Genomic DNA, 15,749 nt, shown 5'->3' on the forward strand with positions numbered 1-15,749 from the left:
GAGTGGTTCTGGTCACCGCAGTCCCCGCCGGCGGCACGATACTAGAACAAAGCTCTACAAGAGGGTATGCGAGGGGTGGTCCCAACCTATCCGGCCAGGTAACGCTGCACGGTCGGGGCCAGCAGCGCGACGAGCTCCTCGATGTCGGCGGAGGCCATCGGTTCGAACCTGAGGATGTACCGCGTCATCACCACGCCGAACAACTGCGCGAAGGCGGCCTGCATCCGCAGCGGCGGAACGTCCAGCGCCTCGCCCACCCGGCCGAGGATGGCCGTCGTGAAGAACTCCCGCACCATGCCGACGGCCTGCTCGTTCACCATCGCCGTCCGCACCAGCCCCAGCAGCGGCTCTCTGGCCGCCGGATCCGCCGTCATCGTCAGGATGAAGCGGACGAGGCGCTCGCCGACCTCCTCACGCGGTCCCGACAGGATGAGGGGAAGCGCCGACGAGGGGTCCATCGGCAGCCGCATGGCCGCGACGAACATCCCCTCCTTGCTGTCGAAGTAGTGGTGGACGAGAGCCGGATCCACACCGGCCTCCCGGGCGATGCCGCGGATCGTGGCCTTGTCGAACCCCTTCTCGGCGAAGACCCGGCGCGCCGCGGCCAGGATCTCGCCGCGCGTGTCCGCCGCACCCGGACGCCGGCCGGGCCGCCGTCCCGGTCGCCGCGCGCCGCCCGAGACCTCCGGCACATCTGTCGTCACATCGCTCCCCGCCGACCCTTGCGGCCCACCGCGAGATACACGCGCATGGGGACGGTCAGCCGCCCGTCGGGGAAGACCCGGCCGAGCTCCGCGCGCTCCCGGGCGAGCAGTTCCGTCGCCACACCGCCCTCCATGCTCGCGATGTACGAGTGGGAGCGCAGGTCGGTGAGGAAGTCCTCCAGCGGCACCGACCTGGTCCAGTCGACCCAGGTCTCGGCGACGGCGAGTCCCGAGTCGGACATCGCCGCGGCCATCGGCGGCATACTCCATCCGGGCAGCACGGGCCCGATGTAGCCGGGGCACGACTCGGCGAGCCGCACCTGGTTGGCCGCCAGCCAGTCCGCCTTGCCGGGGTCCACCGTGTTCCACCAGCCCGCGACCGCGCCGCCGTCGCCGATCGCCCGTACGGCCTCGGCCACCGACAGCGCGGGGTCCAGCCAGTGCCACGACTGGGCGTACGTCACCAGGTCGGCTGCGCCCGCGCGGAGGGGCAGGTCGTTCCCGTCGGCCAGCAACGCCGGGCAGTCCGTACGGACACGCAGGCGCGCCAGCATCCGCTCCCCGCGGTCCACGGCGACGACCCGGGCGCCGCGGTCGAGCAGGCCGCGGGCCGAGATGCCGGTGCCCGCTCCGACGTCGATCACGGTCGCCCCGGCGAGCCGGATCCCCGACAGGGTCTCCAGCGCCAGGTAGAGGGCCTCCGGGTAGTGCGGCCTGGCCGCGTCGTACTCCTGGGAGACGCGGTCGAAAACCCGATGGCTGTCGGCGAGTCGTTCGTTCATGAGGCCGTCGACGAGGCGGCGAAGTGGAGCCTCGCGAAGGCGAGCGCCTCGGTCAGGTCCTCGATGCGCTCGGAACGGCTCGTGGCCTTACGCGTGTTGATCTCCAGGACGACCAGCCCCTGGTACCCGTTGCCGGCCAGGCGCTCCAGGATCGGCGCGCAGGGCTGGGTCCCCCGGCCCGGCACCAGGTGCTCGTCCTTGTTGGTGGTGCCCACGCCGTCGGCCAGGTGCAGATGGGCCAGCCGGTCGCCCAGTTTGGTCGCCATCTCCATGGCGTCGGTGCCGGACACCGCCGTGTGGGACAGGTCGAGCGTCACGTCGGGGAAGTCGTAGTCGACGGGGTTCCAGTCCGGCGCGTACGGCACGACCTCGTTGCCCCTGGCCCGCAGCGGGAACATGTTCTCCACCGCGAAGACGACGTCGGTCTCCTCGCGCATCCGGGCCAGACCCTTCTCGAACTCTCTCGCGTAGTCGCGCTGCCAGCGGAAGGGCGGGTGGACCACGACGGTCTGCGCGCCCAGCCGCTCGGCCGCCTCGCGGGCCCTGCGCAGCTTCATCCACGGGTCGCGGCCCCACACCCGCTGGGTCACCAGCAGACAGGGCGCGTGCACGGCCAGGATCGGAATCTGGTAGTGGTCGCGCAGCCGTTGGAGGACCTCGACGTCCTGACTGACCGGGTCCTGTCCAACCATGATCTCTACGCCGTCGTACCCGAGCCGGGCGGCCAGTTCGAAGGCGTCCGGCGTACGCTCCGGGTACACCGACGCGGTCGACAGCGCCACCTTGCCACTGGGCACGCGGATGTCACTCATGAGGCCAGCCTCCCCTGGCGGCCCCCGGGCACGTTCCAGTCCCGTGGCCGTGGCCGTCCGTTCGCTCCCTGCGCCCGTTCACGGATCCAGCCTAAGCCGCACCCGCGCCGTACGCCGCTTCGCCACAATCAACTACCCAAGGTCGCGAACTAATGTGGGCGCCATGGCACGGATCGTGAGCGGGGCGGTGCCCAGCCCGAACATCTGGAACACTCCCCAGATCTACGAGCTGGAGAACCTCGCCGTGGGACCCGCGGGCGCGGCCGAGGCGGCGATGCGGGCCGTACGGCCCTGGGACGGCGCGACGGTGGTCGAGATCGGCTGCGGCGCGGGCTTCCACCTGCCCGCGCTCGCCGCGTCCGCCGGGCGGGTCGTGGGCGTGGAGCCGCACGGCGGCCTGGCCGCCACGGCCGCCGCCCGCTGCGCGCCGCTGCCCAACGTCACGGTCCGTACGGGCACCGCCCAGGCGCTGCCCCTGCCCGATGCCTCGACCGACGTGGCGATCGCGCGCTGGGCGTACTTCTTCGGGCCCGGCTGCGAGCCGGGGCTGCGCGAGCTGGGGCGGGTGCTGCGCCGGGGCGGCACGGCCTTCGTGGTGGACGTGGACGCCGCCCGCGGCGACTTCGGCCGCTGGTTCCGGCAGTCGCTGCCGACGTACTCCCCCGACGCCGTGGAACGCTTCTGGTCCCGGCAGGGCTGGCGGCGCGAGGAGCTGGACCTGCGGATGACGTTCCGGTCCAGGGCCGACCTCGAGGCGGTGCTGCGCATCGAGTTCACGCCCGAGGTGGCCGCCGAGGCGCTGCGCGAGATCGACGGCCTGGAGATCGCCTACCCGAACGTCCTGCGCTGGCGGGAATTCTGAGCTCCACGCTTGACCTTGTCGTTGGCGTCAAGCTTTACCGTCGTGTCCCGTACGAGGGCCGCAGCGGGTGGACGAGGCCGAGGAGGGCCGATGCGGATCGGCGAGCTGGCCCGGCGCGCGGGAGTGAGCACCCGGGCGCTGCGCTACTACGAGCAGCGGGGGCTCATCCGGTCGCGCCGCTCGGCGAACGGATATCGCGAGTACGACGAGTCGGACGTCCGGATCGTCACCGAGATCCGGGGGCTGATGTCGGTCGGTTTCACGCTGGACGACGCCCGGCCGTTCGTGGACTGCCTGCGGTCCGGCCATCCGTCCGGGAGCTCCTGCCCCGAGTCGGTCGCGGTCTACCGGCGCAAGCTGGCAGAGATCGACGACCGGATCCGCGACCTGCTGGCCCGCCGGTCCGAGGTGGCCGCCCAGTTCGCCGAGGCGTGCCCCGGCTGCCTGTTGCCACGACGAGGAGAATGATGATCACGCTGACCGCGGAGAACTTCGACGAGCAGGTGCTGCGCAGCGACAAGCCGGTGCTGGTGGACTTCTGGACCGACTGGTGCCCGCCCTGCAAGATGATCGCCCCGATCCTCGAGGAGATCGCCGCCGAGTACGGCGACCGGCTGACGGTCGCCAAGATCAACGCCGACGAGCACCAGGAGATCGCGCAGCGCTACGACATCCTGGGCTTCCCCACGCTCAACCTCTATCGGAACGGCGAGGTGGTCCAGCAGATCAGGGGCGCCAAGCCGAAGCGCCTGCTGCTCGCCGACCTCGCGGGCCACTTCTAGCCCGGCCTCCTCCTTTACCGAGAGGCACTTATATAAGCATTGACTTCTATAAGCGGCTCTCGGCATAGTGGGCGCGTGCACGCATTCGACGCGCTGGGGGATCCGGTGCGACGCCGAATCCTGGAGCTGCTCTCGCGGGGCGAGCAGACGTCGGGCGCGCTGACCTCGGTCATCCGCGCCGAGTTCGGGATCACACAGCCGGCGGTCTCCCAGCACCTGCGGGTGCTCCGCGAGTCCGGGCTCACGTCCGTACGGGCCGAGGGCACCCGGCGGCTCTACGCCGTCGACCCCGCGCCCCTGCGGGAGGTCGCCGCATGGCTGGAGCGGTTCCGCGGCTTCTGGGAGCAGCGGCTCGACGCGCTCGGGACCGAGCTGGCGCGGGGAAAACGGGAGCGGCGGCTCAGCGGCGGGGATGCTCACCACACAGCCCACGACACAGCCCACGACGGGCGGACCGACGAGGAAGAGCGGCCATGAGCGACTACACCGAAATGATCAACCGAGCCCACCGCACGGTCGGCAGGCGCGACCTGCCGGAGGGTGAGGCCCGCACGGTGCTGCTGCGGCGCACCTACGACACCGGCGTCGAGGACGTCTGGGACGCCTGCACCGACCCCGAGCGGATCGGCCGCTGGTTCCTGCCGGTGAGCGGCGAACTGAAGCTCGGCGGGCACTACCAGCTCCAGGGCAACGCGGGCGGGGAGATCCTGGCCTGCGAGCCGCCGCGGCTGCTGCGGGTGAGCTGGCTGTTCGGCGAGAACCCCGGCTTCAGCGAGGTCGAGGTGCGGCTGAGCGCGGACGGCGACGAGCGCACCGTGTTCGAGCTGGAGCACGTCGCCGTGGTGCCGCCGGAGTTCTGGGACCGGTTCGGGCCGGGGGCCACGGGCGTCGGCTGGGACCTGGCACTGCTCGGCCTCGGGCTGCATCTGCGCGGCGAGATGATGGACGACCCCTCGGCGTGGGAGCAGTCGGAGGAGGCACGGGAGCTCATGAGGCTCAGCAGCGACCTGTGGGGCGAGGCATACCGGGCCTCCGGCGCGCCGGACGACGTGGTGGCCACCGCGGTCGCCGGCACCACCGGCTTCTACGTGCCGGAGAAGCCGGAGAAGCCGGAAAACTAGACGGATTGTCGGCGGCGGCCGGTAACCTCCGGCACGTGAGCAAGGCAGCGAAACCGGCGTACCGGTGCGGCGAGTGCGGCTGGACCACGGTCAAGTGGGTCGGCAGGTGCGGGGAGTGCCAGGCGTGGGGCACAGTCGAGGAGGCCGGGGCGCGGCAGGGCGTCCACGTCGTCAAGCCGGGCGCGGTCTCCGCCCCCGCCGTCCCGATCGGCCAGGTGAAGGCCGAGTCCGTCAGCGCGCGGACGACCGGGGTGCCCGAGCTCGACCGCGTGCTCGGCGGCGGCCTCGTCCCGGGCGCGGCCGTGCTCCTCGCGGGAGAGCCGGGCATCGGGAAGTCGACGCTGCTCCTGGAGGCCGCCGCCCGCACCGCCCGGGGCGAGACCGTCCTGTACGTGACCGGTGAGGAGTCGGCCGCCCAGGTGCGCATGCGGGCCGACCGCATCGGAGCGATCGAGGACAGGCTCTACCTGGCCGCGGAGACCGACCTGTCCGCCCTGGTGGCGCACGTCGAGAAGGTGCAGCCGAGCCTGCTCATCGTCGACTCGGTGCAGACGATCGGCTCGGCCGACGCGACCGGAGTGCCCGGCGGCGTGACCCAGGTCAGGGAGGTCGCCGGCAACCTGGTGCGCCTCGCCAAGGAACGGGCCATGTCCACGGTGCTCGTGGGCCACGTGACCAAGGACGGCACGATCGCCGGGCCCCGGGTGCTGGAGCACCTGGTCGACGTCGTGCTCCATTTCGAGGGCGACCGCAACTCACGGCTGCGCTTGGTGCGCGCGGTGAAGAACCGGTTCGGCCCGATCGACGAGGTGGGCTGCTTCGACCTGCACGAGCGCGGCATCACCGGGATCACCGACCCGAGCGGGCTGTTCGTCTCCCGCCATCCCGAGCCGGTGCCGGGCACCTGCGTCACCGTGACCATCGAGGGCACCCGGCCGATTCCCGCCGAACTGCAGGCCCTGGTCGGCCCGACCGAAGCTCCCCAGCCCCGCCGCACCTCCTCCGGCCTCGACTCCTACCGGGTGGCGATGGTGCTCGCCGTCATGGAGCGGCGGCTCCACGCCAAGATCGGCAAGTGCGACGTCTTCACGGCGACGGTGGGCGGGATCCGCCTGACCGACCCCGCCGTGGACCTGGCGCTGATGCTGTCGGTCGTGAGCGCGGCCGGCGACCAGGCACTGCCCGCCGGGCTCGTCGCGCTGGGCGAGGTCGGCCTGGCGGGCGAGCTGCGGCCCGTGCGGGAGGTGCGGCGGCGGCTGGCCGAGGCGGCCCGGCTCGGCTTCACCAGGGCGCTGGTGCCCTCCGGCTCGCTCGAAGAGGAAGGCCCCCGCCTGGAGGCGTCGGCGAGCCGGGGCCGCCTCGTGGCGTTGCGCTCACCGGCCGGCCGTACGACGCCGTTCGCGCCGGGCTTCGAGGTCACGGAGGTGGAGAACGTGTGGGACGCGCTCAACCTCATGCGGTGAGCGCCGTGATCGGCAGTGACACCGGTGAGCACGGCGTGACGCCGGTAAGCTCTGTTGCCTGCCCGTCGGCCGTGGTCTCGCCCCCGCGTCCCGAGGGGCTTTCACAGGGCCGTCCACGGAGCGCCTCGCGGACCTCGCCACGACAAGGGATCGGTAGGACGACGATCTGACGGATACGACCGGGCGAGCCCACTGGGGTGCATGTGCTGGACAACGACAAGGCGATCGACGACCGCAGAAGGGCCGTGCTCGCCTCGCTCGCCCCGGGGACGGCGTTGCGTGACGGCCTGGAGCGCATCCTGCGCGGCCACACCGGCGGCCTGATCGTCCTCGGGTACGACCGCACGGTCGAGGACATCTGCACCGGCGGCTTCACGCTCGACGTCGAGTTCTCCGCGACCCGCCTGCGCGAGCTGGCCAAGATGGACGGCGCGATCGTGCTCGACACGGCCCACCTCAGGATCGTGCGGGCCGCCGTGCACCTCGTGCCCGACCCGGCCATCCCCACCGACGAGTCCGGCACCCGGCACCGTACGGCGCAGCGGGTGGCCAGGCAGACCTCGCTCCCGGTCATCGCGATCAGCAAGTCGATGCGGATCATCGCGCTCTACCTCGACGGCATCCGTCACGTGCTGGAGGAGTCGGCCGCGATCCTGTCCAAGGCCAACCAGGCCCTGGCGACGCTCGAACGCTACAAGAAGCGGCTCGACGAGGTCTCCGGCAACCTGTCGGCCCTGGAGATCGAGGACCTCGTCACGGTCCGCGACGTGGCCGTCGTCGTGCAGCGCCTGGAGATGGTCCGCCGCATCGCCCGTGAGATCGAGGGATACGTCGTCGAGCTCGGCACCGACGGGCGGCTGCTGTCCCTGCAGCTCGACGAGTTGTTCGCCGGCGTGGAGACCGACCGCGTGCAGATCATCCGCGACTACGCGCCCGGCTCGCTCGGCGCCCGGCCGTACGGGGACGCCGACGCCATGCGGGAGCTGGACGAGCTGTCCTCCGGCGACCTGCTCGACCTGTCGAAGGTGGCCCAGATCCTCGGCCACCACGGCGGCGACGCGCTCGACACGCCGGTCAGCCCGCGCGGCTTCCGGCTGCTCACCAAGGTCCCCCGCCTGCCCGGGGCGATCGTCGACCGGCTCGTGAGCCACTTCGGCGGCCTGCAGAAGCTGCTCGCGGCAAGCACCGACGACCTCCAGGCCGTCGGCGGCGTGGGCGAGACCCGGGCGCGCAGCGTCCGCGAGGGCCTGTCCCGGCTCGCCGAGTCGTCCATCCTGGAGCGCTATCTCTGATCGATGCGCGGCAGGTCGACTCGATGACCTGCCGGAGCGGCTGAGGAGCGCTCGGCCACGGCGGGGCGAGCACGAGGACGGGAAGGTCGTCGACGTTCATGATTCAGGGGGTGAACAGCTTCCAGCGCCCCTCGGAGACGACCTCGGCATGACCGTCGATTACCTTGATGGCGGTCTCATCGTCGATCGCATACGCCCGATTCGGGATGCCGGCCGCCCATCTTTCCGCCTCGGCCATGGTGTTCTCCGGCAGGAGTTCGTGATCCAGGTGCGGGAAGATCGAGAAGTCGACGACGCCCAGGGTGCTGTCGTCACCGGAGGGCGGCTTCCACTGGACGAAGTCCTCCCCGATACGGGGGGTCATCACCATGCTCCCGGCGCTCAGTCCCGCCCAGACCGTCTCGCTCAGCGACGGCAAGAGATCCGCCAGCCCGGACTGCCGCATCCAGTGACACAGGTAGAGCGCATCGCCGCCGTTCACCAGCAGGACGTCCGCCTCCCGGACCCAGGGGACCCAGCGCTCTTCACCGATGCTGGGCAGCGCGGTGAGCTCCAGCACTCCCACGGACTTCCACCCCAACTCGCACATGGGCAGGGCGGACTTCCCACTGATGAAACGCCATGCGCCGACAGGAGTGACCTGGGGGTGCCCGTATGCCGCGGTGGGGATGCAGAGGGCGTTGGACTCGGCGATCGGCTTGCCCAGGAGGTCGACCAGCGCGTTGTGGATGCTCGCGTTCGCGATGCCGGCGGATGTGAGAAGAAGCCGCATGATGCCCTTTCCTGAGCGCTCTGTCGCTGCCCTGCGTCAGAAGCGGTAGTTGGTCTGGCCGAACGGGTCGCCCTTGGCGTGGCCGTACGCCTTGTCCGGTCTGACCTCGAAGACCACGACCTGGGTATCGGGCCTCTCGGAGTCCACGGCACCGTTCTGGACGTCGAGCAGCCAGCGGCCGTCCCAGCGACCGCGATACAGCTCGGCGAGCCGCCGCAGCAGAGCGTCGTCGGTCACCGGCACGGCGGTCCCCTCCACGACGACGTCGAGGCCGCGGTCCCAGGCGGTGTCGCCGGCAAGCACGAGCACGTGTGGATTGGCCTGGAGGTTGTCGTACTTCACCTCCGTGCTGCCGGTGTGGAAGTAGACCTTCCCCTCATGGACCACCGGGACCATCGGCGTCGCGTGAGGACGGCCGTCCGGCCGTACGGTCACAATCCAGGCGACCTCCGCCGCGGCCAGCCTCGCCTCGGCGTCGGTCCACGGGACCGCCTCGGCCCGCTCGTCGCTGTAGCGCCGGTCGATACGCTCGCGCGTCGGTCGCACCACGCCTCCAGAAACTGATTGCAGTATGCAAGCTGTTGGGTGACGTTAACACGACCGGTTGCGAAGTGCAATCAGATTCGATGGCTGAGGCACGAGACCCTGATCCGCTACAGCCTCACCGAGGCGGGCGTGCAGCTCGTGCCGGCGATGGCGGCTCGCGGGGGCGGCGGCCCGCCCCCCGCCATGACGCCCGTCTTTCCGCGTCCGCCTCTCAGTGCCCTCTCTCAGCGCAGATGGAAGACGATCTTCGGGCTCTTGAGCCGGCCCGCGTGCGCCGTCGCGACGTACGTCCCGGGGTCGGCGGGCGACCGCTTGCCCGCGCACGTGCTCCCCGAGCGGTGGCGGTCCCATCGGATGTTCTGGACATAGGGGATGCCGCGCTGCAGCAACTGCCTGTCCACGCCGTCGCCCGCCACGCAGTCGGCCGTCGACCACACGCGCTCGCCGCCCGACAGCACCCGCATCTCCAGCGTGCGCGGCCCGACGTCGACGGTGCACTCGACCTTGCCCGTGCTCACGACCGTCAGCAGGAAGTTCGGCGTGACGCCCTTGCCGTACACGTCCTGGCCGGTCTGCAGCGCGAGCACGAGGTCCCTCTCGTCGCAGGGATCGCCCGGGCGCCGGGGTTTGCCGGGTGAGGGCGAGACGCCCGCGGAGGCGGACGGCGACGGTTGCCCCGGCACGGCGGCGGAGGCGGCGGGCGTCTTCGGAGCCAGGCCGGCGGGCAGCGAGACGACCAGCCGGTCGGACGGGGTCGCCCTGACGGCCGCGGCGGTCTCGTCCGACCGTCCTGAGGCGCTGCTGCACGCCCATGCCACGACCGCCACCACGACGAGCATCCCCGTGAGCACCGACACACGGCGGCGCCAGTAGACGTCCGCCCCCTCGACACCCACGTCGCCACGGAATGTGTCCGGATCCATACGGACAGTATGGAGAGCCCTGGCGGGTCAGAGGTAACGGCTCGCTGAACCTTGCCCTTTCCCAGGTCGGAGCCTCGCCGGACCTTTGCGCAATCAGGCGCCCCGTTCCAGCCCGGTGCGGCCCGGTACAGTCGGTGCGTGTCCGCCTCCCTGCGTGAGCCCATCCTCGACTGGTACGCCGAGCACAACCGCGACCTGCCCTGGCGGCGGCCCGACGCGACCCCGTGGGGCATCCTGGTGAGCGAGATCATGCTCCAGCAGACGCCCGTCGCCCGGGTGCTGCCGATCTGGACCGAGTGGATGGAGCGCTGGCCCACCCCGGATGCGCTCGCGAAGGAGTCCCCCGGCGAGGCCGTGCGCCACTGGGGGCGGCTCGGCTATCCGCGCAGGGCGCTCAACCTCCACGCGTGCGCCCGGGCCATCACGGCCGACCACGCCGGCCGCGTGCCGTCCACGTACGACGAGCTGCGGGCACTGCCCGGGATCGGCGACTACACGGCGGCGGCCGTGGCCAGCTTCGCGTACGGCGGCAGCCACGCGGTGCTCGACACGAACGTGCGGCGGGTGCTGGCCAGGACGGTGCGCGGCGAGGAGTACCCGCCGAAGGCGCCGACGGCGGCCGAGCGGCGGCTCGCGGAGTCGCTCGTGCCCCCGGTCGGCGCGCCACGCTGGGCCGTGGCCGTGATGGAGCTGGGCGCGCTGGTGTGCACGGCCAGGGCGCCCCGCTGCGAGCGCTGCCCGGTCACCGCGCAGTGCGCCTGGCGGCTGGCCGGGCGCCCGGCCCACGACGGCCCGGCGCGCCAGGGCCAGACGTACGCGGGGACCGACCGGCAGTGCCGCGGACGCCTGCTCGCCGTGCTCCGCGAGGCGCACGGACCGGTCCCCAAGGAGGCGCTCGACACGGTCTGGGCCGACCACGTGCAGCGCGAGCGCGCGCTGGACGGCCTGCTGGATGACGGCCTGGCCGAGGTCCTTCCCGACGGCACCTACCAGCTTCCCTCCTGACCCCGGCCGTCCGGGAGGCGGGGCACGGCGCCCTGCTCGGCGCTCCGGAGGAGCCGCCTGCCCGCCGGAAGTGAACCGGGCCGATCATCGCCCCTGCGCGCCGCAGCCCTTACCGGGCACCGCGGAAGAAGCCGGCGGGAATGAGGGTGACCGGTCGGACAGTGCTTGTGTGTGGACATGTCACTGCGCGCCCGGATACGTGACGGGGATGCCGAGGCGTTCGAGGCGCTCTTCGAGGAGATGGCCCGGCCGGTGTTCAGCCACGCCTTACGGCTGACCGGGAACTGGTCGGCCGCAGAGGACGTGCTGTCGCTGACCTTTCTGGAGGCGTGGCGGCTGCGAGATCGGCTCGACGCCGACGGCGGGTCCCTGCGGCCATGGGTGCTGGGGATCGCGACCAACGTGGCGCGGAATCTGCGCCGGGCCGCGAGGCGGTACGACGACGCGCTGGCCAGGATGCCCCGAGGCCATCCCGTCCCCGACTTCACCGACGAGCTCATCGACCGCATTCACGCTGCCGAGTGGCTGGCCGCGATCCAGGAGGCATTCGGCTCGCTCCGCCGCCAGGAGCAGGAGGTGTTCGCGCTCTGCGTGTGGTCGGAGCTCGACCATGCCGAGGCGGCCCAGGCGCTGGGCGTCGCCGTGGGGACCGTCAGGTCCCGTCTGTCCAGGGCGCGCAAGAAGCTGGAGAAACTCGCCGCGGAACGGCAACGGGCCTCCGTGCGGCGACAGGTAAAGGGTGACCACGACAGCGTGGTCCGGTCCGTACGGGAGGAGAACCCATGAACAAGGGTGAGCGCGAGGCGCTGGCCGGGTTGCTGCCGTTCGAGGTGGAACCACGACTCCCGAACGGCCGCCACCGCGTACTCAAGGAGTTCGTCATGTCGGAAATCCGCAGGTCGGCGGGGCGCCCCCGGCGACGCCCGCTCCGCCCCGCCCTCCTGGCCCCCGCGCTGGCCCTGGGCGTCGCAGTGGCCGTGGGCGTTCCGGCGCTCCTCGGCGGCGGCACGCCCGCGTACGCCGTGTCGAAGAACGCCGACGGGACGCTCACCATCACCATCAACCAGGCGAAGGACCCCGAGCCGCTGGAGGCCACGCTCCGCGGCATGGGGGTGAACGCGGTCGTCGACTACATCCCCGTAGGAAAGCGATGCTCGCCTCAGCCCCGCAGCACGAGCTTCCTGTCCCGGCAGGAGGCACAGCACCCTGCCGACGGCAGGCCGTTCCTGATCTGGCCGCCCGACGAGCCGGAGTTCCGCATCGACCCGGCCGCGGTCAAGCCCGGGCAGACGGCGGTGCTGGAGTTCAGCGTGTCCGCCGACGAGAAGACCGCCGGCATCTGGGCGAACATCTCCAACGGGCCCGTCGCGCCCTGCACGCTCGTGGACAGCGACGAGGCACCGCTCGGCCCCCCACCCGGCTGGGACGGCTGACCGACGTCGCGGCACCGGGGCGGCGGCGAAGACGGCCGCCCCGGTGCCGCACCGCGCAGTGGCCCCCGCGACCCGCTCGTCGCGGACGCTCCGGGGGCGCCTGTCAGGCGGCGAGCTTGAGGCCGAGCGCGGTGAGGTTGCGGCGGGTCCAGTCGAGATCGTCGGCGAGCTTCGCCACCAGCGCGGCCGGCCCCTTCGTCTTGGGGGCGGTCCCGTCGTGGGCCTCCACCTCGATGTGCGCGGTGCCGTTCACCGCCCCGGACAGGATCGCGGCGAGCGTGTCGGCGATCACCGGCTGGGTGCTGGGGATCTCCTGGCTGTGGTTGTGCACGTGGTTCAACCTGACCACGGGAGCCCCGGCGAGAGCCAGCCCGCGCAGCGCCGCGTCCGGCTCTTCTGCCCCGCAGGACAGGTGGCAGGCGTCGAGGCAGACGCCGAGGTGATCGGAGTCGAAGTCGCAGACCCGCTCCAGGGCCTGCTCGGTGGTCTCCAGGACGCAGCCGGGCCAGGGCTCGAAGCCGACCCTGATCGTCTTTCCGGTGACGCTGTAGAGGCCGCGAAGCTCACGCGACAGCCGGTCGAGCCGGCGGGAGGCGATCGAGTGCAGGTCGGCGGGCCAGTCGCGGCGCCAGCCGATCGGGATGGTGGAGATGCTGCCCAACTGCACGTCATCCGGCAGCAGGAACGCGAGGATCTTCGCCAGCGCCATGGTGTAGCGGTAGCGCTCGGGCTTGGCCCAGTCGGGTCCCGGGACCTCCTGGTTGCGCCCGCCGGTGCCGTTCAGGCTCACACACTCCAGGCCGCGCTCCTCCAGCGACCGGCGCAGCCGTACGAGCTCGATGCGATCGGCGATGAGATGGTCCGCCACGGCGGGGGCGAGCCACAGGCCGATCCCCAGCCGGTCGACTCCCAGCTTCCTGCGCACCGGCACGGCGTAGCGCGTGAGGTGGGCGATCAGGTTCTCCAGATCCTCGGCGGGATGTACGCCCGCGTTGTAGGCCAGGTGAACCAGCGTCCCGTCGTCGTGCAACAGGCGCATCAGCTGCCTCCAAGGCTTGTGCACTTCCGGACCGCTATTTCGCCCACAGGGCGTGTCCCGACCGCACGGGACTCCGGTCCTCCTACCACCGGGATCTCGCCCGGGTGGACCGAGCTTCCCCCGTGCGCCCGGTCCGGCGCGTCCGCCCCGCAGCGGATTGTCCGGTACGCCGCGGGGATGACATGCCTGTCCCCACGCGTTCGCGGCATGCCGGACGCGCGGCTGACTCTACACAGTGTAGTACTACGTTTGGTGGCGTGATACCGGTTCTCGCTTTTCGGGACCCGGGTGATCGCACACGGTAGGCCGGAAAACGACCGAGGGGCGCTCCGTGCGGAGCGCCCCTCAGGTGGAACGGGTTATCGCGGACCGATCAGTGCTGGATCGCCTCCGCGATCGAGGCCGCCGAGTCCGGGACCGACGGGCTCTTCGCCTCGCCGGCGAAGGTGAACTTGGCCGCGTCGCCTTCGCCCTCGATGTCGATCTTGACGACCTGGCCGGGCCGCAGCTCGCCGTAGAGGATCTTCTCCGACAGCGTGTCCTCCAGCTCCCGCTGGATGGTCCGGCGCAGCGGGCGGGCGCCCATGACCGGGTCGTACCCGCGGTCGGCCAGCAGCTGCTTGGCGGCCGGGGTCAGCTCCAGGCCCATGTCGCGGTCCTTGAGGCGCTCGGCCACCTGGGCGAGCATCAGGTCCACGATCTGGATGATCTCCTTGGGCGTCAGCTGGTGGAAGACCACGATGTCGTCGACACGGTTGAGGAACTCGGGCCGGAAGTGCTGCTTGAGCTCCTCCTGCACCTTGGCCTTCATCCGGTCGTAGTTCGACTCGGTGTCGTTGGCGCGGGCGAACCCGACCCCGATGCCCTTGGAGATGTCCCGGGTGCCGAGGTTGGTCGTCATGATGATGACGGTGTTCTTGAAGTCCACCACCCGGCCCTGGGCGTCGGTCAGCCGACCGTCCTCCAGGATCTGCAGCAGCGAGTTGAAGATGTCGGGGTGGGCCTTCTCGATCTCGTCGAACAGCACGACCGAGAACGGCTTGCGCCGCACCTTCTCGGTCAGCTGACCGCCCTCCTCGTACCCGACGTAACCGGGCGGGGAGCCGAACAGCCGCGAGACGGTGTGCTTCTCCATGAACTCCGACATGTCGAGCATGATCAGCGCGTCTTCGTCGCCGAACAGGAACTCCGCCAGCGCCTTGGACAGCTCGGTCTTACCGACACCCGACGGGCCGGCGAAGATGAACGACCCACCCGGACGGCGCGGGTCCTTCAGACCGGCGCGCGTACGGCGGATCGACCGGGACAGTCCCTTGATCGCGTCGTCCTGACCGATGATCCGCTTGTGCAGCTCGTCTTCCATGCGGAGCAGCCGCTGGGACTCCTCCTCGGTCAGCTTGAACACCGGGATACCGGTGGCGGTGGCCAGGACCTCGGCGATGAGCTCCTCGGTCACCTCGGCCACGACATCCATGTCGCCGGCCTTCCACTCCTTCTCCCGCCGCTCCCGCTTCAGCTGCAGCTGCTTTTCCTGATCACGCAACGCCGCGGCCTTCTCGAAGTCCTGCGCGTCGATCGCGGACTCCTTCTCCCGCCGCACGTTCGCGATCTTCTCGTCGTACTCCCGCAGGTCCGGCGGCGCCGTCATCCGGCGGATCCGCATCCGGGAGCCCGCCTCGTCGATCAGGTCGATCGCCTTGTCCGGCAGGAACCGGTCACTGATGTAACGGTCGGCGAGGGTGGCGGCCGCGACGAGGGCCCCGTCGGTGATCGACACCCGGTGATGCGCCTCGTACCGGTCCCGCAGACCCTTGAGGATCTCGATCGTGTGCGACAGCGACGGCTCGGCCACCTGGATCGGCTGGAACCGCCGCTCAAGCGCGGCGTCCTTCTCCAGGTGCTTGCGGTACTCGTCGAGAGTGGTGGCGCCGATGGTCTGGAGCTCGCCGCGGGCCAGCATCGGCTTGAGGATGCTCGCGGCGTCGATGGCGCCCTCGGCGGCGCCCGCACCGACCAGCGTGTGCAGCTCGTCGATGAACAAGATGATGTCGCCCCGGGTACGGATCTCCTTGAGCACCTTCTTCAGGCGCTCTTCGAAGTCACCGCGGTAGCGGGAACCGGCCACCAGCGCACCCAGATCCAGGGTGTAGAGCTGCTTGTCCTTCAGCGTCTCGGGCACCTCACCCTTGACGATCTTCTGCGACAACCCCTCC

The 15,749-nt window shown here is 71.1% G+C and carries 18 protein-coding genes; 10 read left to right on the forward strand and 8 right to left on the reverse strand.

The features are described 5' to 3' along the window. Positions 1-86 precede the first annotated feature (86 nt). Genes HHX41_RS32475 through HHX41_RS32485 form a run of 3 tightly spaced genes read right to left on the reverse strand, consistent with a single transcriptional unit; the run spans position 87 to position 2,298 of the window. Entirely contained in the window at positions 87-704 is a 618-nt protein-coding gene (locus HHX41_RS32475) for a TetR family transcriptional regulator (protein ID WP_310742286.1), read from the reverse strand. Further along, a complete protein-coding gene (locus HHX41_RS32480; protein WP_182908988.1) occupies positions 701-1,486 on the reverse strand; it encodes a class I SAM-dependent methyltransferase in 786 nt (261 codons plus the stop codon). The genes HHX41_RS32475 and HHX41_RS32480 overlap by 4 nt, the downstream gene beginning before the upstream one ends. After that, positions 1,483-2,298, reverse strand: coding sequence for a sugar phosphate isomerase/epimerase (locus tag HHX41_RS32485; RefSeq protein WP_169981552.1), 816 nt, complete (start codon positions 2,296-2,298; stop codon positions 1,483-1,485). The genes HHX41_RS32480 and HHX41_RS32485 overlap by 4 nt, the downstream gene beginning before the upstream one ends. Positions 2,299-2,461: 163 nt before the next feature. Here HHX41_RS32485 and HHX41_RS32490 point away from each other — a divergent pair, with 163 nt between their 5' ends. The 7 genes from HHX41_RS32490 to disA all read left to right on the forward strand — a co-directional run bounded on the left by HHX41_RS32490 (position 2,462) and on the right by disA (position 7,818). Further along, positions 2,462-3,160, forward strand: coding sequence for a class I SAM-dependent methyltransferase (locus tag HHX41_RS32490; RefSeq protein WP_182908989.1), 699 nt, complete (start codon positions 2,462-2,464; stop codon positions 3,158-3,160). 90 nt (positions 3,161-3,250) lie between these two features. Further along, a complete protein-coding gene (locus HHX41_RS32495; protein ID WP_182908990.1) occupies positions 3,251-3,628 on the forward strand; it encodes a MerR family transcriptional regulator in 378 nt (125 codons plus the stop codon). Next, the gene (gene trxA / locus HHX41_RS32500) at positions 3,628-3,942 is read left to right on the forward strand and encodes a thioredoxin (RefSeq protein ID WP_169981549.1); all 315 of its coding nucleotides are present in this window, start codon (positions 3,628-3,630) and stop codon (positions 3,940-3,942) included. The genes HHX41_RS32495 and trxA overlap by 1 nt, the downstream gene beginning before the upstream one ends. A 75-nt stretch (positions 3,943-4,017) precedes the next feature. Further along, positions 4,018-4,419 carry a helix-turn-helix transcriptional regulator gene (locus HHX41_RS32505; protein WP_182908991.1) on the forward strand — a complete coding sequence of 134 codons (402 nt, stop codon included), beginning with the start codon at positions 4,018-4,020 and terminating at the stop codon, positions 4,417-4,419. Then, positions 4,416-5,063, forward strand: a complete 648-nt coding sequence (locus HHX41_RS32510) for an SRPBCC family protein (protein WP_182908992.1) — start codon at positions 4,416-4,418, stop codon at positions 5,061-5,063. The genes HHX41_RS32505 and HHX41_RS32510 overlap by 4 nt, the downstream gene beginning before the upstream one ends. A 35-nt stretch (positions 5,064-5,098) precedes the next feature. Continuing rightward, positions 5,099-6,526 (forward strand): DNA repair protein RadA, encoded by a 1,428-nt coding sequence (gene radA / locus HHX41_RS32515; RefSeq protein ID WP_169981546.1) that lies wholly within the window; start codon positions 5,099-5,101, stop codon positions 6,524-6,526. Between the two features lie 203 nt (positions 6,527-6,729). Then, positions 6,730-7,818 (forward strand): DNA integrity scanning diadenylate cyclase DisA, encoded by a 1,089-nt coding sequence (disA, locus tag HHX41_RS32520; RefSeq protein ID WP_169981545.1) that lies wholly within the window; start codon positions 6,730-6,732, stop codon positions 7,816-7,818. Positions 7,819-7,921: 103 nt separating this feature from the next. On the opposite strand, the gene HHX41_RS32525 is transcribed toward disA, so the two are convergent. The 3 genes from HHX41_RS32525 to HHX41_RS32535 form a co-directional block, all read right to left on the reverse strand. Further along, on the reverse strand, positions 7,922-8,590 hold the full coding sequence (locus HHX41_RS32525) for a Type 1 glutamine amidotransferase-like domain-containing protein (protein WP_182908993.1): 669 nt from the start codon (positions 8,588-8,590) through the stop codon (positions 7,922-7,924). Between the two features lie 36 nt (positions 8,591-8,626). After that, the gene (locus HHX41_RS32530; protein WP_310742287.1) at positions 8,627-9,136 is read right to left on the reverse strand and encodes a pyridoxamine 5'-phosphate oxidase family protein; all 510 of its coding nucleotides are present in this window, start codon (positions 9,134-9,136) and stop codon (positions 8,627-8,629) included. 224 nt (positions 9,137-9,360) lie between these two features. Beyond that, the gene (locus HHX41_RS32535) at positions 9,361-10,059 is read right to left on the reverse strand and encodes a hypothetical protein (RefSeq protein WP_169981542.1); all 699 of its coding nucleotides are present in this window, start codon (positions 10,057-10,059) and stop codon (positions 9,361-9,363) included. Between the two features lie 138 nt (positions 10,060-10,197). Between HHX41_RS32535 and HHX41_RS32540 the strand changes: the two genes are divergently transcribed. The 3 genes from HHX41_RS32540 to HHX41_RS32550 all read left to right on the forward strand — a co-directional run bounded on the left by HHX41_RS32540 (position 10,198) and on the right by HHX41_RS32550 (position 12,497). Next, complete coding sequence (locus HHX41_RS32540; RefSeq protein ID WP_310742288.1) at positions 10,198-11,064, forward strand: A/G-specific adenine glycosylase; 867 nt, start codon at positions 10,198-10,200, stop codon at positions 11,062-11,064. A 177-nt stretch (positions 11,065-11,241) separates the two neighbouring features. Then, positions 11,242-11,850, forward strand: coding sequence for an RNA polymerase sigma factor (locus tag HHX41_RS32545; protein ID WP_182909013.1), 609 nt, complete (start codon positions 11,242-11,244; stop codon positions 11,848-11,850). Continuing rightward, the gene (locus HHX41_RS32550; protein WP_182908995.1) at positions 11,847-12,497 is read left to right on the forward strand and encodes a hypothetical protein; all 651 of its coding nucleotides are present in this window, start codon (positions 11,847-11,849) and stop codon (positions 12,495-12,497) included. Before HHX41_RS32545 ends, HHX41_RS32550 begins: the two co-directional genes overlap by 4 nt. Positions 12,498-12,600: 103 nt before the next feature. Here the strand turns inward: HHX41_RS32550 and HHX41_RS32555 are convergent, their stop codons facing one another. Next, entirely contained in the window at positions 12,601-13,536 is a 936-nt protein-coding gene (locus tag HHX41_RS32555; RefSeq protein ID WP_182908996.1) for a TIM barrel protein, read from the reverse strand. A 373-nt stretch (positions 13,537-13,909) separates the two neighbouring features. Further along, positions 13,910-15,749: ATP-dependent Clp protease ATP-binding subunit (locus tag HHX41_RS32560; RefSeq protein ID WP_182908997.1), on the reverse strand; the 1,840-nt coding region annotated here is incomplete at its 5' end.

Origin of the sequence: Microbispora sp. H13382, from assembly GCF_014161445.1 — a bacterium.
Taxonomy (GTDB): Bacteria; Actinomycetota; Actinomycetes; order Streptosporangiales; family Streptosporangiaceae; genus Microbispora.